Source organism: Frankia sp. AgPm24, assembly GCF_023243055.1.
Lineage (GTDB): Bacteria > Actinomycetota > Actinomycetes > Frankiales > Frankiaceae > Frankia > Frankia umida.
In genome coordinates this window covers 1-21,309 of sequence record NZ_JALKFW010000138.1, presented here as the reverse complement: position 1 = coordinate 21,309, position 21,309 = coordinate 1, and the positions used below count along the sequence as shown (strand labels likewise).

Here is a 21,309-nt window from a genome sequence, read left to right as displayed (position 1 = left end):
GGACAATGTGGCCAGCCGGCTCGGTGTGACCGGAGCGGGCAGGTCCGACGGGAACCCTGGGGTCGCGCCACGGCCACCGGGCTGGGGCCGATCATCGCGGGGTGGGCTTCTGGGATCCCGCAAGGACCGTCTGGTAGTGCCCGACTCTGGCGAGCCGGGAGGTGCGGAACGTGAGCGTGTCCTGTGCGGCTCACCTGCCATGATTAGGTCACTGAGAGTTACATTTCATCCGAATGGGTAATCGCCCGGACACCAGAGAAGCTGTGGCGGAGACTGTGAAGCCCCGACGGCCGGTCGACGATGACGAAGAATTCGCGACTGTCCCCTGGGCGGAGTACGAGCGACTGCAGGCCAGCCGGCGCCAGTTCGGCGCCGAGACCAGCCGCGGCCACATCCTGCGCGACGAACAGGCGCGGTTGCGGCAGCTCATCGCTGACGTAGCAGCCGCCCTGGGGCGGCCGAGCAGCCCCATCTGCATGTCGTGTGTACCAGCTGCGGCACGCTGCGCGAGATCGCGGAGCCCGGCCGAACCCGCTCCCGGCGCGGTCGCGCATCTGGCGGCGATCCCCGGGCTGGACGTCGTCGGCCCCGCGACGCTTGCCATCTATGGACGCCGCGAGCGCTGATGGGCCGCCTGACGGCGCCCCATCAGCCAAACCAGCGCGGTCGGCCCCACATCATGCCAGTTGCAACATCCTTGCAAGAGCGACATAGTTGCATCTGTGTTGATGCCGGCGGGTCGACGGAGCCCTTCCGGCGCCTCCGGCTGACCTGTCCGATCCGGTGCCCCGCAGTCACGACACGGACCACTCGCCGATCCAGCCGAGCGATGTGGGTCCTGCTTCCGCGTGGCCGTTGACACCATTCCCTCCTGGGCCCGCGTCGAGCCTGTTCCCCGCAGTGAGGAGACCTCTGGTGGCCCACCCATCCCCCGGCGTCGGCGAGCCGTCCCTGCCGAGGCGGCTGGCCCGGTTCCGGCACAGCCTCACGGGGGCGGACAAGCGGTCCCTGGCGGGGATGACCGCGTTTATCGTCCTGCTGCACGTGGTGGGATTTGTCGTTCTGCTCACCCTTGTCACCCCGCATGGCTACCATCTCGGCGGCGACCATCCGGTGTTCACCGCCGGGGTCGGCGTCCTGGCCTATACCTTCGGACTCCGCCACGCCTTCGACGCCGACCACATCGCCGCTGTCGACAACACCACTCGTAAGCTCATCGCCGACAACACGGCGCGGGAAGCCGAAGGTGCGGGCCCGCAACGCCGACCGCTCTCGGTCGGGTTCTGGTTCTCCCTCGGCCACTCGACGATCGTCTTCGCGCTCGCGTTCCTGCTTTCGGTCGGTATCAAGTCCCTGGTCGGGCCGGTCGAGGACGACTCCTCCAGGCTTCACACCATCACCGGCGTGATCGGCCCGTCGGTCTCAGGTGTCTTCCTGTGGGTGTTGGGGATCCTGAACCTCGCCGCTCTGCTTGGCATCGTCAAGGTCTTCCGCGAGATGCGGAACGGGCACTACGACGAGCAGGAACTCGAGCGACGGCTGGACTCCCGCGGTTTTATGAACCGTTTCCTCGGTGGCCTGACCAGGACGGTCACCAAGCCGTGGAACATCTACCCGATCGGTGTGCTGTTCGGCCTCGGATTCGACACCGCGACCGAGGTTGGCCTGCTCGTCCTCGCCGGCGGCGCCGCGGCGTTCGACCTGCCCTTCTACTCGATCCTTGTGCTGCCGATCCTGTTCGCCGCCGGTATGTGTCTCATGGACACCATTGATGGTGTGTTCATGAACGCCGCCTACGGCTGGGCATTCGCCCGTCCGGTTCGCAAGGTGTTCTACAATCTGACCATCACCACCATCTCGGTGATCGTTGCGCTCGTTATCGGCACGATCGAACTTGTCGGTGTCCTTGCTGACCGGTTCACGATCGAGTCCGGGCCGTTCGCCTGGATCGCCAACATCAACCTCGACTACGCCGGCTACGGCATCGTCGGCCTTTTCTTCCTCGCCTGGGCCATCGCGCTCGCTGTCTGGTATTTCGGCCGCGTCGAGGAACGCTGGACCGCCAACCTCCCCAGCGAATCGACCCAGCCCGCCGAAACCAGCTGACCATGCTGTCGCCCGGGATGGCCGGGATGGGTGGGGCGTACTGGTTCGGTTGGCTGTCGGTCAGGCTGGGTCCTGGTAGACGTCGGGGATGCCGTCGTGGTCGCGGTCGACAGTTTCGGCTTCCTGTATCCGGCGGTAGACACGGTTACGCAGGCGCAGGGCCACGGCGGCCAGCAGGGCGGCGAGCAGGGAGCCGGTCAGGACGGCGATCTTGACGTGGTCGTCGCGTGTGCTGCCGGTGCCGAAGGCCAGTTCGCCGATGAGCAGGGAGACGGTGAATCCGATACCGGCGAGGACGGCCAGGCCGAGGACGTCGACCCAGGCCAGCCCGTCGTCGAGGGTGGCGCGGGTGAAGCGGGCCACCAGGTAGGTGGCGGTCATGATGCCCAGTGGTTTTCCGACGACGAGGCCGATGACGATGCCGACGGCGGCGCGGTCGGAGAGCGCGTCGGTGAGTCCGTTCAGGCCGCCGATGGTGACTCCGGCGGAGAAGAACGCGAAGACCGGTACCGCCACCGCGGCGGAGAGGGGTCGCCAGCGGTGTTCGAAGTGCTCGGCCAGCCCGGGGCCCGCGTCGGGTCCACCGGCGCGCTTGCTGCGTACCACCGGCACGGCGAAGCCCAGCAGCACGCCGGCGACGGTGGCGTGCACGCCGGAGGCGTGGACGAGTGTCCAGGTGGCGGCGGCCAGAGGCAGCAGGAGCCACCATGAACGGACCCGGCGTTGCACCAGCAGGGTGAACACCGCCAGCGGCACCAGGGCGCCCAGCAGCGGGAGGACGCGGAGATCCCGGGTGTAGACGATGGCGATGATGACGATGGCGATCAGGTCGTCGACGACCGCGAGGGTGAGCAGGAAGGTCCGCAGTGCGGATGGCAGATGCCGGCCGATGACCGCGAGCACCGCCAGGGCGAAGGCGATGTCGGTGGCGGTCGGGATCGCCCAGCCGCGTGCGGCGTCACCGCCGAGGTTGACCAGCGTGTACAGCATGGCCGGGACGGCCACGCCACCGACGGCGGCGAGGACTGGGACGGCGGCTCGTCGGGGGTCGCGGAGGTCCCCGGCGACGAACTCGCGTTTGAGTTCCAGCCCGGCGACGAAGAAGAAGATCGCCAGCAGGCCGTCGGCGGTCCACTGGGCCAGGGTGAGGTTCAGGTGCGCCCAGGACGGGCCGACCTGGTAGGACAGCATCGACTGGTAGGACTCCGACCACGGTGAGTTCGCCCAGGCGAGGGCCAGGACCGTGGCCGCGAGCAGCAGCGCGCCACCGATGGTCTCCTGGCGCAGGATCGCGGCGATGCGACGGGTCTCGGGCCACGACCTGCGATCGAACACGCTGAACCGGCGAGGCGGGGTCTGACTCATGTTGGGACTCCTAGCCGAGGGGTCAGGTCACACGCTGCCGACCAGACTTCCCGGCGCACCAATGCTTCTTACCGTAGTCGGATCGACCAGGACATGCGCACCGCCACAGCCGAAAGCGCCGGACGGACCCAGGCCCGCTGCGACATCGCCGGCCGATGACGTCCAGGAGCGCCGCACCAGACCCGATCTTGCCCTGCCCGTCGGGTGAGGGCCGTTGCTCGTGCCGGAGGGGGATCCGGTCCACGCGCTGGATCGGCACCACATCCCCTGCCGAAACGCGGTGCGCGGCCGGATCGCGGGTTCAGGTCTGTCTCCGCGGGTGCCTGCTCGGGGCCCGCCGCAGTGTCCTGTCAGGTGATCGTAAGGAGCGGATGCGGATCGTCGCCGGAAGGTCGCGAGGCGGGAGTGACGGTGGAGGGGCGGGACTGGGGATAGACGGCGGCGAGTATCGACTGGTGGGTGATCCATCCGATGACCTTGTCGCCGCTGGCGTCGAGGACGGGCAGGCAGTGGGAGTCGGTGCTGGTGAGGGCGTGCAGAGCGGCGGCGAGGCTGGTGGTGGCGCTGATGTGCGGCGGGCGGACGGAGAGGTCGCCGACCGTTGCTGGTACGGCGGTCGGGTCGGGGGCGGCTCCGCTGGCGGAGACGGTGCTGTCGAGGGCGGTGGCGACGGCGTGCGCGGTGACGATGCCTTGGTAGCGGTCCTGTTCGTCGGCGAGGGGGAGAGCTGCGTGTGGAGATCTGGCGAGGGCCTCGGCGGCGTGGGTGAGGCTGGTGGAGGCCGGGATCGCTGGGGGTGCGGGGTGCGTGGCCTGGGTCGCGGGGATGGCGCGTAGGCGGCGGGTCTCGTGGGAGGCTGCGAGGTCGATGCCGCGGCGGGTCAGTTTCAGGGTGTAGACGGTGTCGTGGCTGAGTAGCCGGCTGATCAGGGTGGCGATGACGACGGCGGACATCAGCGGCAGGATGATCGTGTATTCGCCGGTGAGCTCGAAGAGAATGACGACGGCGGTGATGGGGGCGCGGGCGGCGCCGGCGAAGACGGCGCCCATGCCGACCAGGGCGTAGGCGCCGACGGGGGCGACGGATCCGGGGGCGAGGTCGTGGGCGAGCGTGCCGAAGGCGGCACCGGTGGCGGCACCGATGAACAGGGAGGGGGCGAAAACGCCGCCGGAGCCGCCGATGCCGATCGTCAGGCTGGTTGCGATGGTCTTGCCGCCGATGAGGACGAGCAGGAACCACAGGGTGTACCCGCCGTGGACGGTGTGTTCGAGGACCGGGTAGCCGACCCCGTACATCTGGGGCAGGGCGAGCAGGACGACGCCGAGGAGCAGGCCGCCGACGGCGGGGCGGAGCCATTCGGGCCAGCGCCAGGCCCAGTCGCAGAGGTCCTCGATCAGGTAGAGCAGGCGGGTGAACAGCACGCCGACCAGGCCGGCGAGTGCTCCGAGCAACACGAACAGCAGGTATTCACCGCCGTGGCGGATCTCGAACACGGGCAGGGTCAGGAACGGCGCGGTACCGAAGGCGGCGCGTCCGATGATGCTGGCGGTGACGGCGGACAGGACGACGACGCCGAACGCCTCGGCGGTGAAGGACCGCAGGATGACTTCGAGGGCGAAGAAGACTCCGGCGACGGGGGCGTTGAAGGTGGCAGCGATGCCACCGGCGGCGCCGCAGGCGACGAGGATCGGCAGCCGATGGTGGGCGACTCGTAGGAGTTGGCCCAGGGCCGAGCCGAGGGCGGCGCCGATCTGCACGATGGGGCCTTCTCGGCCGACGGAACCGCCGGTGCCGATGCAGAGCGCGGAGGCCAGGGATTTGACGGCGGAGACGCGGGGTGCGATGCGGCCGTCGCGCTCGGCGACGGCGTACATCACTTCGGGTACACCGTGGCCGCGGGCCTCGCGGGCGAACCGGTGGATCAGCGGGCCGTAGACGCATCCGCCGAGGACGGGCACCAGCAGCAGGTACCAGTAGCCCAGGCCGGGGACGTGCGGGTTGGGTAGACGGCCGCCGGTCGAGCAGTCGGCCCTGCCGCAGAACACCTCGGTGAAGGCTTTGATCAGCCAGCGGAAGGCCACCGCGCCGAGCCCGACTCCGGCACCGATGACCACCGCCATGCCGGCCAGACCGGCTCCCGCCCATTGCGAGCCGAGGTCCACGGCTATCGTCCACCGGACCATGGCCGATCTGGATCGTTGCCACATGTGTACGTAGTCCAAAGGTCGTAGGGGTGGTCTCGCCTGGGGAACCGGCGGATCAGCGACGGACGCTGACGACGGTGACCCGAGGTCCGTACGGGACCGCCTCTCCTCACCCGTGGGTGTCGAGGCTGGCGAGCCAGTCGTTGTAGGCCTGCCAGCTCGCCTCGTCGTCGTCGATGTCGACCTGCCGTGGCCGGGCACCCGCACCTGTGGCGAGTGGTGAGGTACGGGCGGGTTCGTAGCCGGTGTGAGCGGCGAAGGTGGCTGTGCGGGCCCGTTCCGTCCAGCCGGTGCGGGCCCGGCGCACCGCCTCGGGCTTGCGGGTCCAGGTGCGGAACACCAGAACGATCATCAGGGCCATGATTCCGTCGCCGGCGACCCACATGACACCTCCGCCGGTCTGGGTGTCCAGCAGGGGGCTGCTGCCCCAGGCGTGCGGGGCCATCGCGATCGGTGTTCGGGACTGCAGCAGGACCAGCCCGACGAAGGTGTCGACTCCCATCGACAGCACGAGCAGCGCGAGCCGGCCGGGCATGGACAGCCGGCGTCGGATCGGCTCGTCCCCGAACAGCAGCACGAAGAACTGGTAGCCGGCGGCGAGGTAGAGCAGGTGCTCGAGCTGGCCGAGCCAGGGTCGGGCCATCACCGCGCCCATGAATCCGGTGAGGTGGGTTCCCACGATGGTGATCGTGTAGCAGGTGAACGCGGCCGGCGGGGAGAGCAGGGCGCCGACCGGCCGGGAGCGCAGCGCGGCGCGGACCCGGCCGTGGAGCGGGTTGCCGGTGCTGTGCAACAGGAGCGTGAGCGGCCGGCTGGCGACGAACAACGGCGGAGCCACCATGATCAGCATCAGGTGCTGGGTCATGTGCATGCTGAACAGTGCCTCGTCGTAGACACCGACGGCGCTGCTGGTGGCCAGGATGACGACCCCGGTGCTGGCCAGGAACGCTGCGGTGCGGGGCCACGGCCAGGGCCGGGCCGGGTGACGCGCGCGGACCCGGGTGACGCCCCACAGGTACAGACAGATCGCGGGTAGCAGGTAGGCCAGTGCGACCGCGTCAAGCTGCCAGGTGTCGAGCAGGCGGCCCAGGCCGAAGGGAGGCGGCGCCTCGCTCTGGCCCCAGCGACACCAGGAGACCGGCAACACGGGCGTGCCCGGCCTGTGGTGGGTCATCCAGAGGACCGTCACCGCGAGGACGAGCGCCACCGCTGCCACCGTGCCGGCGGTTGCCGGCAGCGCGGCACTGCCGAGGAGCGGGCCTGCGTGGCCAGGGCGCCGGCCGGCGGCACTCGGCTCGGCGCGGCGGCTCGGAGTCCCGGGCTCGGATGGCTCCATGTGATCGGCCAGCGGAGCCGGATCGGTGGTGTGGTCGGTATCCCCTGTCATGACCCCGCCGGGAGATGCCGGATCGGCCGGTCCCTCCGCGGATGAGGACCCTTCCTGGTCCGCGCTATCGGGTCCGCCGCCCACGTCCACCAGCGCCCCGAGGGCAGAAGCTGATCTCTCGCGCACCTGGATGTGCTCATGGCAAATATTGTATAGTGCAAATGTTGGCCGGTGGAGATGTCGGACAGTCGATCGGGTGGACCACGCGTCGCCTCGGCCCGTGAGCGTCACCCGGCCAGGGCGGCCTCCGAGAGTCTCAGTCGTGGCCCCGGCCGTCGCATCGCTTCTTCCGGCCGGGTTCGGCCGAGATGTGCGGTCCATGCGACGGCTCGGGAGCGAGGCGGAGATCTTCGATCCTGCGGACCAGGTCCAGGAAGCCGTCGAAATCGTCAGGTTTCGCGACAAAAAAGATCATGGGATTCTGTGGGTCATGGGACACCTCCACCATCCCGGGAGCCGTCAGGGCGATCGTGGGGATCCCCTGCGTGTCGAGATCCGCCTGAGCCCGAGCCAGGAGCCTCCCATCGGCCGCACCCGGCGCATGAAGATCCAGAAGGATGGCATCCGGTGGTGTCGAAAGACCCCATGGAAGTCGAAGGCGCGCCTGCTGTCCGGGCACACGTGAAGATCCCATTCCCGCCCACGATCACGCAGTGCCTCTCGTAGCAGCGCGGCGTCAATCGTGTCCTCGTCGATGAGCAGTAACCGCAGGCGCCGTGCCTGCTGGCGATCGTCGCTCACGTCTCTCCCGGTGTCAGGCCTCGGCCGATCTCGGACGCGCCGATGACTGCCGGCAGCGGATACGCGACGGGACGGTCACCGGCCCGAGCCTGGATGGCAGCCGTGATCTCACCCATCGCGTCAGCCCATGCACATTTGTATAATGCAAAAGTTGCCGTATGCGATCGACATTCAGGTGTCCTGGTCGACACACCGGTCGCCGCACGCGGTAAAACGGGGGCATGACCGGGACGCCGGATGTCTCCACTCCTTCGTCCGGCGGCCCGGACGGAGGAGTGGACGAGGTGACCGACGCCGTCCTCACGGCGTCCCGCCTGCTGGTGGCGGTCTCTGCCCGTTCGCTGACGGCCGTTGGAGAAGACGTCACGCTGCCCCAGTTCCGGATGCTCATAGTTCTCGCGAGCCGCGGCGCGCTGCGTGCCGGCGAACTCGCGGACCTCCTCGCCGTCCATCCCTCCACCGCCACCCGTATGGCCGACCGCCTCGTCGCCGCCGACCTGGTCGACCGCCTCGGCAACCCGGAGAACCGCAGGGAGGTCATCGTTCAGCTCACGGCGACCGGCCAGCAGCTCGTCGGCGACGTGACCCGCCGCCGCCGATCCGAGATCGCGGCGATCGTCGAGAGGATGGACCCCCAGCTACGCGGCAGCCTGGTGGCGGCACTACGCGCGTTCGCGCGGGCGGGTGGCGAACCGGGCGTCGACTCCAGCCGCGACGCCGGCGCCCTGGGCTGGAGTTGAGCCGGAGATGTCGATCGTCGTGGGTCGGGATGCCGCCACCGGTGCACGGCGACGGCATCCCGACGGGCACGAGTTCGCTCTGGCCGTGCTAGCCCTGTTCTCCCGCGTTGAGGGCCTGCAGGAGGAGGCAGCGGTGATCCGGTGAGAGATGGCCGGCGAAGTAGCGCAGTACCGTGCCGGGATCGTCGCCTCTGCGCAGGAGCTTCACCATCTGTACCGCGGCGTGGTCCTCGGCTCGTTGCAGTGGCCGATAGGCGAATCCTCGTCCGTGCGGTGTCCGTTCGGCGAGGCCCTTGGCCACCAGCCGTAGCAGAGTGGTCGCTATCGTGCTCTGCGCGAGATCTCCACCGAGCCGGTGCTGGACCTGCATGGGCATCAGCGGTTCGGACGTGGCCCAGAGCAGGGCCAGTACCTCGCGTTCCAACTCGCCGGCCGCGCGTCTGTGCGCGACCGGTATGACTGTCACAGGCATGGCGACTCCGCGGGTTACCGACCGGTCCGGAATCGCGCTGGCCTGGCCGGCGCGGCGGGCCGGCACACCAGGCAGGTCGGACCCGGTCGAGGCTCGAAGGTCGGCCCGCCGTCCACCCCGGACGCGGGTGTGGACCTTGACCGGCCGACATCCCGTTCCACCTCACGGCGACGGAACGGGCGACACCAGGTTCTGGCGCGGTCACCGGCGGTGCCTGCCGGCTGGAGGGCCGGTGGGACCGCTCAGACCGCGGCGCGGACCGGTGGGCCTCGGCGGACGACGATGTGGTGCAGCAGGACGGGCCGGCAGGTCCGGGTGTGGACGGGCCGGCGGGGGAGCGGACCGACCGCGGCCGGCGGAACGCCCAGGCCCCGGCGGCGCAGCCTGCCGGCGGCGCGGCGGGCCACGGTCACGGCACCTCGGGCGGCCCGCCAGAGCAGGCGCTCGCCGACGGCGAGCCACCAGGCCAGCCCGATCGCGGCGAGGAGATGTGCCGCGATCATCGCCGGCCCGCCGGGAAGGAGGTCCACCCGCGCGGCCTCGTGGGTCATCGCCGCCAGATGGGTCGCGGACGTGCCCGTGGTGGATGCCGGGTGCGGGCTGCCGGTTGTGGTGGTGACGGCGAACGCGATGTGCAACCCGGTCTGGACAGCCAGTACGAGCCCGGTGAGGCGCGGCCACGACAGCCGTGCCGCCGATGCCCCCCAGCAGATCCGCCCGGCCAGGACGATCCCGACGAGGACGACGGGTACCGACGGAGCCATCCCGCACGCGGCCCAGTGGGCGCCCACGGCCAGGGCGACGGCCATGGCCGCCACCGACCCGGCCCGGACACCACGCCCCGCCGGTGTCGCCACCCAGTTCACGACATCACGCGCGGCACGGCGCCCCGCTCACACCGGGAGCCCGGCCGGCTCTCGCGCGCGGGCCGGACCCGGATTCCCTCGAACGACCCGACCCCGACCTCCGTCGTCCAGGTCGCGCCATCATGCCTCGTATCCTAGAAGATCAAACACGGTTCCCGGCGTGTTTGGCCCGACTGCGGTCGGACGGGGCGAACGGCCGAACGCGGTCGCCCCGCGCGTCTCCACTCCGTCGAAACGCCTGACAGCGATTGATGACGATCTTTAGACTGAAAGAACTGATCATCTTTGCTGCCGGGGAGCCGACATGGCCGAGCCCAGAACGTTCCGTCACGTTCCGACCTCCGCTCGTGGTCGTGGACCTCGCCGTGTACGCCGGCTGAACGGCCTCGGGACATGCGGGAACGCGGCCTCTCCCGGCCGCGGCCTGGTGGAGAGCATCCTCGTCGGAGGTGCGTGCGGTGATGCCTGACATGGCGATGACGCACGCCATGCGCCTGTCCGGCCCATGGGCGGCTGCGGCGTGCCTTGCCGCGATCGCCGTGGCGCTGTTCCACCTCGGGCGCCTGGCGAGCGCGCCGGCTCGGCGGCGGCTGTTCGTTCCCGCCGAGCTCGGTCATGTGGCGGTGGCCGCGGCCATGGCCGTCATGTTCGGCGGGCCGCCACGGGTGGTCTCGTCGCTGCCCTTCGCCGCCGGCTGTCTGGCCCTTGCCGGACTCCTTCTCGTTGTCGTGATGGTGCATCCCGCGTGCTGCGCACCGTCGGAGTGGTCGTGCTGCTCGCTGCTGGTCGTCGAGGCCGCGGCCATGGGCTGCATGGCCGGCGCGGGACGCTGGCCGGTCGGTGACCTGACCGACTGGTTCGTGGTGGTCTTCGCGGGCGCCGCGCTGGCGGCGGTCGGCGGACCGTTGCTGCGCCGGTTCAGGCCGGCGTGGGCCGGCGTCCCATCGATCACACCCGTAGCGTCCCGGCTGGTCATGGCCGGCGGCATGCTGATCATGCTGCGCTGAGCGGGTACGGCCGGCGCACGGTCCCGGCGACCGTGGACGGCGCTGTGTCCGGTAGTGGACGCCCAGCTCGCGCCTGTTTGTCACGACGCGCCACGGGCGCTCTAGGGTGAGTCGCTGTGAGGGCGACAGCACGGTGCGGGGCCGCGGGCGCTGCGGACCCTCGTCTTCTCGCCCGCCTGCGTCGCGGTCGCCACCGCAGCGCACCTGGCCGCACACGGGGGGCGCCCGCGATGGGCGTTCTCGCTCTCGCTACGGCCGCGGTCGCCGTGGTCAGCGCCCCGCTGGCCGGCCGGCGCCGGAACCTGCCGACGACGAACGCCGTGATGATCGGCCTGCAGGTCGGGATGCACGTACTGTTCCATGCCACCGAAGCGCCGATGGTGCCGGTCGTGACGGGGCACCTGCTGGCCACCGGGTCCGGCCTGGTGCCGCTGCGACGCGGCGGTCACCGCCGCGGTGATCCTGGCCGAGGCGGCGGTTTCGCTATTGGCCGTTGTGGTGGTACGGCTGCTGACCGGCTCGATCCAGGTGCCCGCGGTCGCGGGACCGAGGCTCGTGCGGCCAGCGCGTGACGAGTTGTGGATACCCGGCCCGACCGCCCTGTTGGTGAACATCGTGGTGCGTCGCGGTCCCCCGCGGGGGCGGTTCGCCGCGAACCTCCTCGCGGCCTGACACCTGGATCCGACGGACATTCCGCGTTGTTGCACGCCGGTGACCGCCCAGCACCGTAGCGCTCGGGCCGCCCCGGCATCCGCACCGTTCACCGAGAAAAGGCCACCTGTGACCGGGAAACGTAGCGCGGGCCCCGTCCTTCAGGGCGGGGCCCGCGCGTCAACTCGGCTGCGAGAATGACCGGGGAATCGTGTGTTCTGTCAGGTGTGGGAAGTCGGGTGGTGAAGCGGGCGTACCGCTACCGTTTCTACCCGACCCCCGGCCAGATGGAGAACCTCGCGAAAACGTTCGGTTGTGTCCGCTACGTCTACAATCGGGCGCTTGCGGAACGGCGCCGGGTGTGGTCCCAGGAACGGCGGCGGATCAGCCACGGGGAAACCGATCTGATGCTCACCGGGTGGAAACGGGACCCGGGCACTCTGTGGTTGGCCGAGCCGTCGAAAGGCCCGTTGCAGGCCGCGCCGCTGCGGATCGTCTGGTCCCGTCCGTTCCCGGAAGGCGCGGTGCCGTCGCGGGTGACGGTGTCCCGGAACAGCCGGGGCCAGTATCACGTGTCGATCCTGGTGGACTGCCCGATCGAGGCGTTGCCGGCGGCGGGCGGGCAGGTCGGGGTGGACGTGGGCATCACGTCGCTGGTCACGCTGTCCACCGGGGAGAAGATCGCCAACCCGCGGCACGAGCGGACCGACCGGGCCCGGCTGGTCCGGGCGCAGCGGGAGCTGTCCCGGAAGAAGAAGGGCTCCGCGAACCGGGCGAAGGCCCGGCTGAAGGTCGCGAGGATCCACGGTCGGATCGCCGACCGGCGGCGGGATCATCTGCACAAGCTGTCGACTCGACTCGTTCGCGAGAACCAGACGATCGTCGTCGAGGATCTCACCGTACGGAACATGGTCCGTAACCACGGTCTTGCCCGTGCGATTGCGGATGCGGGCTGGCGGGATCTGCGGACCATGCTGGAATACAAGGCCGGCTGGTACGGACGCGACGTGGTCGCGGTGGACCGCTGGTATCCCAGCTCGAAGACCTGCTCGTCCTGCGGGACGCTGGTCGAGAAGCTGCCGTTGAACATTCGGGAATGGGTCTGCCGGTGCGGTGTGGTCCACGATCGGGATGTGAACGCGGCACGGAATGTTCTCGCGGCGGGGCTCGCCGTGATCGCCTGCGGAGACGGAGTGAGACCACCCCGCTCCTAGAGTGGGGAGGCGTCTGTCAGTGAAACAGGAAAACCTGCCCGCGAGGGTAGGAATCCCCGGTCTTCAGGCCGGGGAGGATGTCAAACTGCCTCCTTCGCCCCTGCGCCGGCCATGGCGCCGCCTCGCCGCCGTGGGCATCGCTGCCGGCGTGCTCGCGCTCGCCGTCGCCGCGCCCGCCTCGGCGCACGTGACCGTGCACGCCGACGACCCCACCCGCGGCACCTCCGACGCGGTGCTCGCCTTCCGCGTCCCCAACGAACGCCCGAACGCCACCACCACCAGACTCGAGGTCGCGTTCCCGACCGCCACGCCGCTGCTCGGCGTGCTCGTCGCCCCCCATCCCGGCTGGACGTTCGCCGTCACGAACACCGCGTTGAAGCCACCCGTCAAGACCGATGACGGGACGATCACCGATGCCGTCTCGCGGGTCACCTGGACCGCGAACAGCCCGGCCGACGCGATTCCCGCCGGTGGCTATGCCGACTTCACCGTGACGGCCGGGCAGCTTCCCGACACTCCGACCCTCACCTTCAAGGCGCTGCAGACCTACTCGAGCGGGGAGATCGTCCGCTGGATCGACGAGGAGCAGCCCGGACAGCCCGAACCGGACGACCCCGCCCCCGTCCTCACCCTGACCGCCGCCTCGTCGGCGCCTGCCTCCGCCGCTTCCGCCGACGACCAGCAGACGACGGCACGCGGTTCCGCCTCCTCGTCGGACACCACCGCCCGGGTGCTGGGCGGTCTCGGGATCGGTCTGGCGGTGGTGTTCGGAGCCGGCGGCTACCTCCTGGGCCGGCGACGCCCGGCCAAGGCCGGGCCGACCAGCCCACCCCAGGACTGACCGGCCCGTCATCGGGCCTGGGCTACCCGGCCGTCGCATCGTCCTACCAGGCACGACGCGGCGGCCGGGATGCGTTCCGGTCGATTCCGGCCACGTCAGCAGTTGACGAACCCCGGTTGCTGGTTGAGGACCTGGCTCTGCGGGGAGACGAACCGCCGGTACTGCTCACCGGCGGTGGCCTCGGGTCGGAAGGCGGCCAGCCGGTGGCAGTTCTGGAAGGCCAGCGCCACGCCGAAGTGCCGTTCCAGGGCCGCGCGGATCGCGGTGCTGGCCATGGCGCGCAGCAGCTGGCCCTGCTCTGTGTCGCCCGTGGGCGGGAGCTGGTTGTCGGTGAAATCGGCCGCCGCGGCTGGTAGTTCGCCGGCGAGCCGCGCGACCAGGTCGTAGGCGTAGGGCAGGGACTCGCGGATGCAGGCGAGGAAGTCGGCCTCGTCGACATGGCCTTGTTCGGCCTGCGCCAACAGGCTGGGCGACACGGTCAGGGACATGGGTACCTCCTGGGTTGTAGCCGCTACCCGGGGCGGGCGCGGCGCGGGTGCGCAGGGTGGTGCGGACGCCGGCGGGTGCGCAGGGTGGTGCCGGCGAGGCGGGCGCCCAGGTAGAGGGCGAAGCTGATCGTCGAGACGAGCACGCTGGCCTTGACGTTGGTCTGCAGGCTGGCGAGGAGGCCGCCGTCGGCGGCGACGAGCGCGAACGTCACCGACAGTGCGGTGACGGTGGCGGGCCGGGCGGAGAGCCGTCCGGCCGCGGCGGCCGGGGTGATGGCCAGGCTCAGGACGAGCAGGGTCCCCACGATCTGCGCGGCTTCGGTGACAGTGAGAGCGAGGACGTAGAGGAACGCGACACCGACGGCGCGGGTGGGTACGCCGCGTGCCTGCGCGACGTCGGGGTCGACGGAGGCGAACAGCAGCGGCCGGTAGAGCACGGCCATGGTGACCGCGACGAGACAGGCGACGCCCAGGAGCAGGAGGAGCTGCCGGTTGGAGACGCCGAAGATCTGCCCGAACAGGATGTTCGTGGCCTCGGTGGCGAACCCGTGGTAGTGGGAGAGGAGGTAGACCCCGGCGCCGAGGCCGAAGGCGAGGATGACCCCGATCGCGGAGTCGCGTTCGCGTTGCCGGGCGCCGAGCAGTCCGATGGCGGTGGCGACGACGAGGCTGCCCAGCAGTGCTCCGATGACGGGGTCGTTCGCGATGAGCAGGCCGGCAGCGGCGCCGGTGAAGGACAGTTCGGCGGTGCCGTGGACGGCGAAGGCCGCGCCGCGGGTGACGACGAACGGGCCGACGAGCCCGGTGATGACCGCGACCAGGGTGCCGGCGGCGAGGGCATGCTGCGCGAACGGCTGGTGCAGGTAGAAGTCCAGGCCCATCGCCGGTCAGGTTTCCGCGGGAGCGTGGTCGTGGCCGGCCGGGTGGTGATGCCCGCGGCCTGGTTCGGCGTGGGCGGCGTCGGGGGCGCCGACGACGACGATCCGGCCGCGGACGCGCACCACGTCGATGTCGGTGCCGTACAGCGCGGACAGTGTCTCGCCGGTCATGATCTCGCAGGGGGTGCCGATGGCCCAGCGGCCGGCGACGAGATAGAGGATCCGGTCGACGAGTGGCAGGATCGGGTTGACTTCGTGGGTGACGAACACGACCGCCGTGCCTGCGGCCCGGCGGCGGGTGTCGATCAGGTTGCTGACGGCGTGCTGGTGGTGCGGGTCCAGCGACAGCAGCGGTTCGTCGCACAGCAGGACGGCGGGGTCGGTGAGCAGGGCCTGGGCGATGCGTAGCCGTTGCTGTTCGCCACCGGAGAGCAACCCGACGGGGGTGTCGGCGTAGCCGGCGGCGCCGACCGCGGCGATCGCCTGATCGACCCGGTTCCGACGGCCGCGCCAGAGTGGGGCCACACCCCAGCGGTGGCCGTCCCGGCCGAGGCCGACCAGGTCCCTGCCCCGTAGCGGCAGGTCCGGGTCGAACGCCTTCTGCTGGGGGATGTAGCCGACGTGGGCGCTGCCGCGGTGGGGGGTGTGCCCGCAGACGGTGACGGTGCCAGCGGACAGCCGGTGCAGGCCGAGCAGGACCTTGAGCAGGCTGGTCTTGCCGGCCCCGTTGGGGCCGAGGACGGCGAGGAACTCCCCCGCCGCCACGTCGAGGGTCAGACCGTCCCACAGTGCGCGCTGTCCGAACCGCAGGGTGGCACCGGACAGCCGCACAGCCGGGTCCGCGACCGGTGGGTGGGCATTGGCGGGGGCATGGCCGGCCCGGTCGGGGACATCATGCGCTGTGGCTGTGGCTGTGGCTGTGGCTGTGGCTGTGGCTGGCGGGTCGCCGCGGCGACCCGGGGTGCGGATGGTAGGAGGCATGATCAGCCGCCCAGTGCGCCGAGGATGGCCTTGGCCTGGTCGTTCTGCCAGGTCTGGAAGTCCTTCTCGTCCGGGGGCAGGGTTTCGGTGACCCCGATGACCGGGATGCCGTTGGCCTTGGCCAGGGCCCGGGCCTGCTCGGTGATCGGGCTGGTGACCTGTCCGTTGTAGAGCAGTACCCGGACCTTCCTGCCAGTCAGAGCGGCATCGAAGGCGGCGGTGTCGACCGGGGACGGGTCGTTGCCATCCTCGATCGACTGGGAGAACGACGCCGGCGTGGCCAGCGTCAACCCGGCGGCGGTCACCAGGTACCCGGGGACCCGTTCGGTGTAGGCGATCGGGGCACCTGCGTAGCGCGTTCTGATCTGGCGGATGGTCGCGGCCACCTGCGCCTCACCGGCGAGGAACCTCGTCAGATTGGTCCGGAACGTGGCCGCGTCGGCGGGATCTTCCGTAGCGAGCCGAGTCTCGATCGTGTGCGCGGCGGTGACCACATAGGCGGGGTTGTACCAAAGGTGCGGGTTGGGATTGTCTCCGCCGGCTCCGACCGCCTTCGCGATCGACAGGACCTTGCGCGTCGAGTTCGGCCCGGCCTTCAGCAGCCTGTCGGCGAAGTCGTCGTAACCAAGCCCGTTCTCGATCACGAATGCGGCGCTGCTGACGGCGGCGGCGTCGCGCGCGTCGGTTTCGTACTGATGCGGGTCCGTGTTCGGATCGCTGATGATCGAGGTGGCCGAGACGTGGGAACCGCCGATCTGGCGGGTGATGTCACCCCAGACGTTCTCCGCGGCCACCACCTTCACCGCCCCGGCCGCGCCGCCTGTGGTGGGCGCACCGGTACCGACGGTGCTGCCCGCGGCGCTTCCCGATCCGCACGCGGCCAACGTCAGAGCGCCGAACACCAGGATCGCGCAGGGCGCTGGTAAGCGGCGGGTCAGGGCATGGCGGGTCATGGCAGGAATCTCCAGATCATGGGGCGGTCGCCATCGCCGTCGGGATGGGACCACAGGTCAGGGGCGCTGGATCGGCGCTGCGACGGCCTCGCTCCGACGAGTCCCCAGCCGTCCACCACTAATGATTACGGATACGGGAATCATTTTCATTATGCATGGAAGCCGTCTTGGCGGCAAGGGTGACCACGGCGCGGACAGGCGTGTCGCCGATCGGGGAACGTCGGCTCCGGAGCCGCCCCTGATCTTGCGATCGGCGCAGTCCCGGCACTGGTCAGGCCATGAGCAGGACGCGCTTCTGGTCAGGCCGTGCGCAGGACGCCCTTGCGGAACAGGTCGGTGGCCGCGGGGCAGATCAGTGCCCCGTGGGTGACCATGCGGGCGGCGTCCTTCGCCAGCCCCGACGTCCGCGATGATCCTCGGCGCGAGGCCGGAGGGTGATCAGCCGAGTTCGTGATCGTCTGCTGCGGCCTGGTCGTCGGGCTCGGCGAGGACGGTGCCGGCCACGACGACGGCGAACAGAGCGATGGTCAGGACGTGTACCGCCGTGCACCACAGACAGATCGCGTCGAGGGTGAACAGCTCGGTGTAGACGAGGTGGACGACCATCCCGACGCCGGTCAGGGCGAACAGCAGTCGGCCGTAGCGGACCACGGGATGGGCGAGCCGCCACGCGACCGGAAGGGTGAGCGGCGCCATCACCGCGAAGAAGACCAGGCCGAGGAGCGCGACCGGGATGCCCAGGGTCTCCGATTCGGGGCTGGTCGTGACCTTCTCGCAGTTGACGACCCGGGTCCCCGGGCAGGCGAGCAGCGACGCGGTGTCGTAGTGCGCCACGGTCAGGTAGGTGGCGACCGCGAGACCCGCGGCCACGATCGTCAGGCCCGTCAGGGGGAGCCAGGCCGGCACCGCCGAGCCGGCCTGGCTCGGCGACTGGCCGAATCCGCCGGGTGCGACGGGTCGGTCGGTGTCGGCGTCAGCGTTGGGCATTGATCCCGCTCTGCAACTGGGTGATGGTCCTTTCGTTGCAGACGGTAGCCGGCTTCTGGTTGGTGAGCTCGCAGATCGCGGCGGTGATGGCGTTCGCGGTGCCGTCGATCGCCGTGGCGATCGGGCTGTTCGGGTCGGTGAGCGTGGCAGCGACCTGCTCGCGGGTCCTGCCGGCCAGCACCTGCGGGCTGTAACTGGCCCCGCTGATCATGTATTTGCCGCCGAGGTCGACGAAAGGGATGGCCCCCGCGCTCGAAGCGTCAAGGTAGGGCGGGGCGTCGTACCTGGCAAGCAGCGCGGAGTCGGCGGCCGACGGCGTGTCCAGCGGGGTGTAGCCGTTGCCCGAGGCAATGTTGGTCGTCTCCTCGACACCGGTGAAGGACACCAGGTCCGAGGCGTACGCCGAGCCGTGGAAGGACAGCGTCGGCGTACGCGGGAACACGTCCGAGGCCGAGGAACTCGTCGCCTGCAGCTGGGACCAGGTACCGAAGCGCGAGAGCGCGACCACCATCGGCCATCGTTCGGCCGCGCAGTAGGGGCAGTACTCGGCGCCGATGTAGAGCACCCGGGGCTTCCCGTCAGCGGTGAGCGCCGGGGCGGAGATCGGCGTCGGCAGCTTCTGCGCGCTGCCCGCGCCGATCTTCGCCAGCGTCGCCGCCGGCACGCCGGTCACGCCATGGACGACGGCGGCGGAGGCGGGACCGCTGGCCACCGCAGCGGGCGTGTCCCTACCGCTGGAGACCTTCACGGCGACGAGTACGCCGATCACCACGACGACGAGCGCGACCGCCACGCCACTGATCCACCACGCTCGGCGCTGGCGGGCCTTGCGGGTCTGCGCGGCCCGCATCGCCGCGACACGGGCCTGCCGCTGGGCAGCGGTGCCGGTTGGCCTGGCCTTGGACGACACCCTTGCCTCCTGGGTCTCGGCGGGAATGCTGTGCGCGCCTTCCCGCGGGCTGTCCGGCGGTCCCGGCCACCGCCGCCGGGCATTGCCGAGAACGGCCAGCCTGGATGTCGGCGATGGAAACGCTCACCTCGCTCAGGCCACGGTGACGGTCCCGATGGTGTAACCGGCCTCGACGATCGCTGCTTCGATAGCCGCGGTGTCGGCCCCGTGGGCCCGCTCCACCCGCACGGAGGTGGCGGCAACATCGACCGACACCGCGGTGACGCCCGGAACCCGGCCCACCGCCTCCTCTATCGCCGCCTTGCAATGCCCGCAGCTGATGTCGGGAACCTGCATCGTCAGCGCTGTCATGGACGCTCCTGCCCTTGGTCGAGCCTCACCCTTGAGGCACTTTCGACGGAGCGTAGTAGATGCCGGGGTGTGTGCCGAATGATGTCACTGTGGCGTGTGGCACCGTCGCACAACAGATCAGGCGCAACAGGCCGGGAAAGGACGGCGAGCCTAGGCCACGCCCAGGGCGAGTTCCGTCTCGACCAGAGACATGATCTGCCCGGATCGGGCCTCGTCGACGATGACCTGGAGCTGTTCCACGCTCATCTGGACACGCTGGCCGAAATCGTCGGTCAGTACGATGCGCCGCTCCGGCCGCGCGTCATGGTCGACGAACAGCTCCGGGCAGCCGCAACTGCACTTGCCGCAGAAGGTCAGAACGTGACGGGAAGTTCCGGACTCGGCCATGTCGGCTCCCGGGGTGCGAAGAGTGATCACAATGTTCAGGATTCGACCCGGCTGCCCGGCAGCTCGGCGGACCCCTCCAGTTTCGGACCATAAATCTCCTACAGTCTGTCGGAGAAGCACCTCTTCTTGATTTTTTTGGGCTGCCGGGCATCCGGCCGGGGCATCCGCCTCGGCCCGGGACGGCGTGCCTGCCCGGCACCGGGGCTCCCCGCGGTCACCCACGGCGGTCCCCGGTCGATCAAGCGGGCTTGCGGGGAGGCGACGACAGGCGCTAACGTGCTGCTGCCCTTGGTGCTCGGGAATTCGGTGTGATGCCGAAGCGGCCCTCGCCACTGTAAGCAGATGAAGTCGGGTTCACAAAGCCACTGGACGCGTGTCCGGGAAGGCGGATCCGGCACCGGAGCGATCCGGGCCTGCGAGCCAGGAGACCGGCCAAGGCGCTGCTTTGTCCTGTCCACGAGGTGCTGGAAAAGGAATCCCGGTGTCCCTGTCTGCCGTCTCCTCTGCCCGACTCGGTCGCGCCGAATGGCGCAACATCGCAGTGATTCTTTCTGTCATCCTGGTGATGAACGTCGTCGCCTGGATGGTCCTGCTCGTGGGCGTCGCCCCCCAGCACCTGAAACTCGGCGCACAGGTGTTCGGGGTAGGCCTGGGCGTCACTGCCTTCACTCTGGGGATTCGGCATGCCTTCGACGCCGACCATATCGCCGCGATCGACAACACGACCCGTAAGCTGCTGGCCGACGGCAGACGTCCGGTCTCCGTGGGATTCTGGTTCGCCCTCGGCCATTCCACCACCGTGATCGGCATGGCCGGGCTCGTCGCCGTCGGCGCGAAAGCCGTCTCCAGCCTCGCCGACGAGGATTCCGGCGCACATCAGACCCTCGGCATCATCAGTACCTCGGTGTCCGGGACGTTCCTGTACCTGATCGGTATTCTCAATCTGCTGGCGCTGATCGGCATCGTCAAGGTCTATCGGCGGGCGCGGACCGAAGGATATGACGCTCATGCTCTCGACGAGGCGTTGGACAACCGCGGATTCATCACCCGCATCCTGCGGCCGTTGATGAAATCCATCAATCATCCGGCGCAGATGTACCCGATCGGCCTGTTGTTCGGCCTGGGATTCGACACCGCCACCGAGGTCACCCTGCTGGTACTTGCCGGGGCCGGCGCGGCGAGCGGTCTGCCCTGGTACGCGATCCTGGTGCTTCCGCTGCTGTTCACCGCCGGCATGACCCTGTTCGACACCCTCGACGGCGCGTTCATGAACGTCGCCTACCGGTGGGCGTTCGCCAACCCCATTCGCAAGATCTACTACAATCTCACGATCACCGGCCTGTCCGTCGCGGTCGCCCTGCTCATCGGCACGATCGAGCTGGTTGGTGTGTTCCACGAGAAGCTCGACCTCACCGACCCGGTCAGCACCTGGATCGCCGATCTCAACCTGCAGAACGTGGGTTACCTCATCGTCGGCCTGTTCGTCGTCGTCTGGGCGGCGGCGATCGGCTACTGGAAGATCACCGCGGTGGAAGAGCGCTGGGTCCTCGATGCACCGGCGACGGATCGGTCGCTCCTCCCGGACTCTGGTGAAGCACCGCGCTGAACATGTCATGGACGACGGCGACTGTCCGTTCGGCGCCGTGCGGTTGATCACCGTGCCTGGTCGGCGATGGTTCTGAAGGATGGTCGGGAAATCGTATGGAGCGCCGCGGGTCCGCCCGCTGCCCGGCTTCGTGGCGCAGCGGGCGGACGTCAGGTGGGGGTCGCGCCCGTCTGG

The 21,309-nt window shown here is 69.8% G+C and carries 22 protein-coding genes and 1 riboswitch; of the genes, 9 read left to right on the top strand and 13 right to left on the bottom strand.

Annotated features, from left to right (window positions below; all coding sequences use genetic code 11):
• Positions 1 to 263: 263 nt before the first annotated feature.
• Positions 264 to 626, top strand: a complete 363-nt coding sequence (locus MXD61_RS06095; protein ID WP_248811849.1) for a hypothetical protein — start codon at positions 264 to 266, stop codon at positions 624 to 626.
• A gap of 289 nt (positions 627 to 915) precedes the next feature.
• Positions 916 to 2,106, top strand: coding sequence for a HoxN/HupN/NixA family nickel/cobalt transporter (locus tag MXD61_RS06090; protein WP_248811848.1), 1,191 nt, complete (start codon positions 916 to 918; stop codon positions 2,104 to 2,106).
• A 60-nt stretch (positions 2,107 to 2,166) separates the two neighbouring features.
• Here MXD61_RS06090 and nhaA read toward each other — a convergent pair whose 3' ends face one another.
• The 3 genes from nhaA to MXD61_RS06075 form a co-directional block, all read right to left on the bottom strand.
• Complete coding sequence (gene nhaA, locus MXD61_RS06085) at positions 2,167 to 3,471, bottom strand: Na+/H+ antiporter NhaA (RefSeq protein WP_248811847.1); 1,305 nt, start codon at positions 3,469 to 3,471, stop codon at positions 2,167 to 2,169.
• A gap of 350 nt (positions 3,472 to 3,821) precedes the next feature.
• Complete coding sequence (locus tag MXD61_RS06080; protein WP_251079502.1) at positions 3,822 to 5,591, bottom strand: chloride channel protein; 1,770 nt, start codon at positions 5,589 to 5,591, stop codon at positions 3,822 to 3,824.
• A gap of 193 nt (positions 5,592 to 5,784) precedes the next feature.
• Positions 5,785 to 6,849: a cytochrome c oxidase assembly protein gene (locus tag MXD61_RS06075; protein WP_248811845.1), complete on the bottom strand. Its 1,065-nt coding sequence runs from the start codon at positions 6,847 to 6,849 to the stop codon at positions 5,785 to 5,787.
• Between the two features lie 475 nt (positions 6,850 to 7,324).
• On the opposite strand from MXD61_RS06075, the gene MXD61_RS06070 reads away from it, so the two are divergent.
• Positions 7,325 to 7,687, top strand: a complete 363-nt coding sequence (locus MXD61_RS06070; RefSeq protein WP_248811844.1) for a hypothetical protein — start codon at positions 7,325 to 7,327, stop codon at positions 7,685 to 7,687.
• Between the two features lie 337 nt (positions 7,688 to 8,024).
• Positions 8,025 to 8,543: a MarR family transcriptional regulator gene (locus tag MXD61_RS06065; protein ID WP_163549253.1), complete on the top strand. Its 519-nt coding sequence runs from the start codon at positions 8,025 to 8,027 to the stop codon at positions 8,541 to 8,543.
• Positions 8,544 to 8,631: 88 nt separating this feature from the next.
• Here the strand turns inward: MXD61_RS06065 and MXD61_RS06060 are convergent, their stop codons facing one another.
• Positions 8,632 to 9,015 carry a BlaI/MecI/CopY family transcriptional regulator gene (locus MXD61_RS06060; RefSeq protein ID WP_248811843.1) on the bottom strand — a complete coding sequence of 128 codons (384 nt, stop codon included), beginning with the start codon at positions 9,013 to 9,015 and terminating at the stop codon, positions 8,632 to 8,634.
• A 242-nt stretch (positions 9,016 to 9,257) separates the two neighbouring features.
• Entirely contained in the window at positions 9,258 to 9,881 is a 624-nt protein-coding gene (locus tag MXD61_RS06055; RefSeq protein WP_248811842.1) for a hypothetical protein, read from the bottom strand.
• A gap of 470 nt (positions 9,882 to 10,351) precedes the next feature.
• Here MXD61_RS06055 and MXD61_RS06050 point away from each other — a divergent pair, with 470 nt between their 5' ends.
• From MXD61_RS06050 to MXD61_RS06035, 4 genes are all read left to right on the top strand, one after another.
• Complete coding sequence (locus tag MXD61_RS06050) at positions 10,352 to 10,888, top strand: DUF5134 domain-containing protein (protein WP_163549264.1); 537 nt, start codon at positions 10,352 to 10,354, stop codon at positions 10,886 to 10,888.
• Positions 10,889 to 11,118: 230 nt separating this feature from the next.
• On the top strand, positions 11,119 to 11,460 hold the full coding sequence (locus MXD61_RS06045) for a hypothetical protein (protein ID WP_248811841.1): 342 nt from the start codon (positions 11,119 to 11,121) through the stop codon (positions 11,458 to 11,460).
• 321 nt (positions 11,461 to 11,781) lie between these two features.
• Complete coding sequence (locus MXD61_RS06040; RefSeq protein ID WP_374628501.1) at positions 11,782 to 12,753, top strand: RNA-guided endonuclease InsQ/TnpB family protein; 972 nt, start codon at positions 11,782 to 11,784, stop codon at positions 12,751 to 12,753.
• Between the two features lie 19 nt (positions 12,754 to 12,772).
• Positions 12,773 to 13,594 (top strand): YcnI family protein, encoded by an 822-nt coding sequence (locus tag MXD61_RS06035; RefSeq protein ID WP_248811839.1) that lies wholly within the window; start codon positions 12,773 to 12,775, stop codon positions 13,592 to 13,594.
• Between the two features lie 95 nt (positions 13,595 to 13,689).
• Here MXD61_RS06035 and MXD61_RS06030 read toward each other — a convergent pair whose 3' ends face one another.
• From MXD61_RS06030 to MXD61_RS05995, 8 genes are all read right to left on the bottom strand, one after another.
• Entirely contained in the window at positions 13,690 to 14,082 is a 393-nt protein-coding gene (locus MXD61_RS06030) for an SCO5389 family protein (protein ID WP_248811838.1), read from the bottom strand.
• Positions 14,083 to 14,105: 23 nt separating this feature from the next.
• Entirely contained in the window at positions 14,106 to 14,963 is an 858-nt protein-coding gene (locus MXD61_RS06025; RefSeq protein WP_248811837.1) for a metal ABC transporter permease, read from the bottom strand.
• A gap of 6 nt (positions 14,964 to 14,969) precedes the next feature.
• Entirely contained in the window at positions 14,970 to 15,791 is an 822-nt protein-coding gene (locus tag MXD61_RS06020; protein ID WP_248811836.1) for a metal ABC transporter ATP-binding protein, read from the bottom strand.
• A gap of 152 nt (positions 15,792 to 15,943) precedes the next feature.
• Positions 15,944 to 16,894: a metal ABC transporter solute-binding protein, Zn/Mn family gene (locus MXD61_RS06015; RefSeq protein WP_248811835.1), complete on the bottom strand. Its 951-nt coding sequence runs from the start codon at positions 16,892 to 16,894 to the stop codon at positions 15,944 to 15,946.
• Positions 16,895 to 17,332: 438 nt separating this feature from the next.
• Entirely contained in the window at positions 17,333 to 17,881 is a 549-nt protein-coding gene (locus MXD61_RS06010; RefSeq protein ID WP_248811834.1) for a vitamin K epoxide reductase family protein, read from the bottom strand.
• Complete coding sequence (locus MXD61_RS06005) at positions 17,868 to 18,791, bottom strand: DUF929 family protein (RefSeq protein WP_248811833.1); 924 nt, start codon at positions 18,789 to 18,791, stop codon at positions 17,868 to 17,870. Before MXD61_RS06005 ends, MXD61_RS06010 begins: the two co-directional genes overlap by 14 nt.
• Positions 18,792 to 18,923: 132 nt before the next feature.
• Complete coding sequence (locus tag MXD61_RS06000; protein WP_248811832.1) at positions 18,924 to 19,142, bottom strand: heavy-metal-associated domain-containing protein; 219 nt, start codon at positions 19,140 to 19,142, stop codon at positions 18,924 to 18,926.
• A 150-nt stretch (positions 19,143 to 19,292) separates the two neighbouring features.
• Entirely contained in the window at positions 19,293 to 19,529 is a 237-nt protein-coding gene (locus tag MXD61_RS05995; RefSeq protein ID WP_163549261.1) for a hypothetical protein, read from the bottom strand.
• A gap of 272 nt (positions 19,530 to 19,801) precedes the next feature.
• A riboswitch (cobalamin riboswitch) is annotated at positions 19,802 to 19,981 on the top strand.
• A 29-nt stretch (positions 19,982 to 20,010) separates the two neighbouring features.
• Between MXD61_RS05995 and MXD61_RS05990 the strand changes: the two genes are divergently transcribed.
• Positions 20,011 to 21,135, top strand: coding sequence for a HoxN/HupN/NixA family nickel/cobalt transporter (locus tag MXD61_RS05990; protein WP_248811831.1), 1,125 nt, complete (start codon positions 20,011 to 20,013; stop codon positions 21,133 to 21,135).
• Positions 21,136 to 21,309: the final 174 nt, after the last annotated feature.

Bases quoted from the DNA above. Each gene is read 5' to 3' on its own strand.
- MXD61_RS06030 (WP_248811838.1), bottom strand. From the start codon at position 14,082: ATGTCCCTGACCGTGTCGCCCAGCCTGTTGGCGCAGGCCGAACAAGGC.
- MXD61_RS06015 (WP_248811835.1), bottom strand. From the start codon at position 16,894: ATGACCCGCCATGCCCTGACCCGCCGCTTACCAGCGCCCTGCGCGATC.
- MXD61_RS06010 (WP_248811834.1), bottom strand. From the start codon at position 17,881: ATGCCCAACGCTGACGCCGACACCGACCGACCCGTCGCACCCGGCGGA.
- MXD61_RS06060 (WP_248811843.1), bottom strand. From the start codon at position 9,015: ATGCCTGTGACAGTCATACCGGTCGCGCACAGACGCGCGGCCGGCGAG.
- MXD61_RS05995 (WP_163549261.1), bottom strand. From the start codon at position 19,529: ATGGCCGAGTCCGGAACTTCCCGTCACGTTCTGACCTTCTGCGGCAAG.
- nhaA (WP_248811847.1), bottom strand. From the start codon at position 3,471: ATGAGTCAGACCCCGCCTCGCCGGTTCAGCGTGTTCGATCGCAGGTCG.
- MXD61_RS06075 (WP_248811845.1), bottom strand. From the start codon at position 6,849: ATGACCCACCACAGGCCGGGCACGCCCGTGTTGCCGGTCTCCTGGTGT.
- MXD61_RS06080 (WP_251079502.1), bottom strand. From the start codon at position 5,591: ATGGCGGTGGTCATCGGTGCCGGAGTCGGGCTCGGCGCGGTGGCCTTC.
- MXD61_RS06000 (WP_248811832.1), bottom strand. From the start codon at position 19,142: ATGACAGCGCTGACGATGCAGGTTCCCGACATCAGCTGCGGGCATTGC.
- MXD61_RS06045 (WP_248811841.1), top strand. From the start codon at position 11,119: ATGGGCGTTCTCGCTCTCGCTACGGCCGCGGTCGCCGTGGTCAGCGCC.
- MXD61_RS06065 (WP_163549253.1), top strand. From the start codon at position 8,025: ATGACCGGGACGCCGGATGTCTCCACTCCTTCGTCCGGCGGCCCGGAC.
- MXD61_RS06025 (WP_248811837.1), bottom strand. From the start codon at position 14,963: ATGGGCCTGGACTTCTACCTGCACCAGCCGTTCGCGCAGCATGCCCTC.
- MXD61_RS06050 (WP_163549264.1), top strand. From the start codon at position 10,352: ATGGCGATGACGCACGCCATGCGCCTGTCCGGCCCATGGGCGGCTGCG.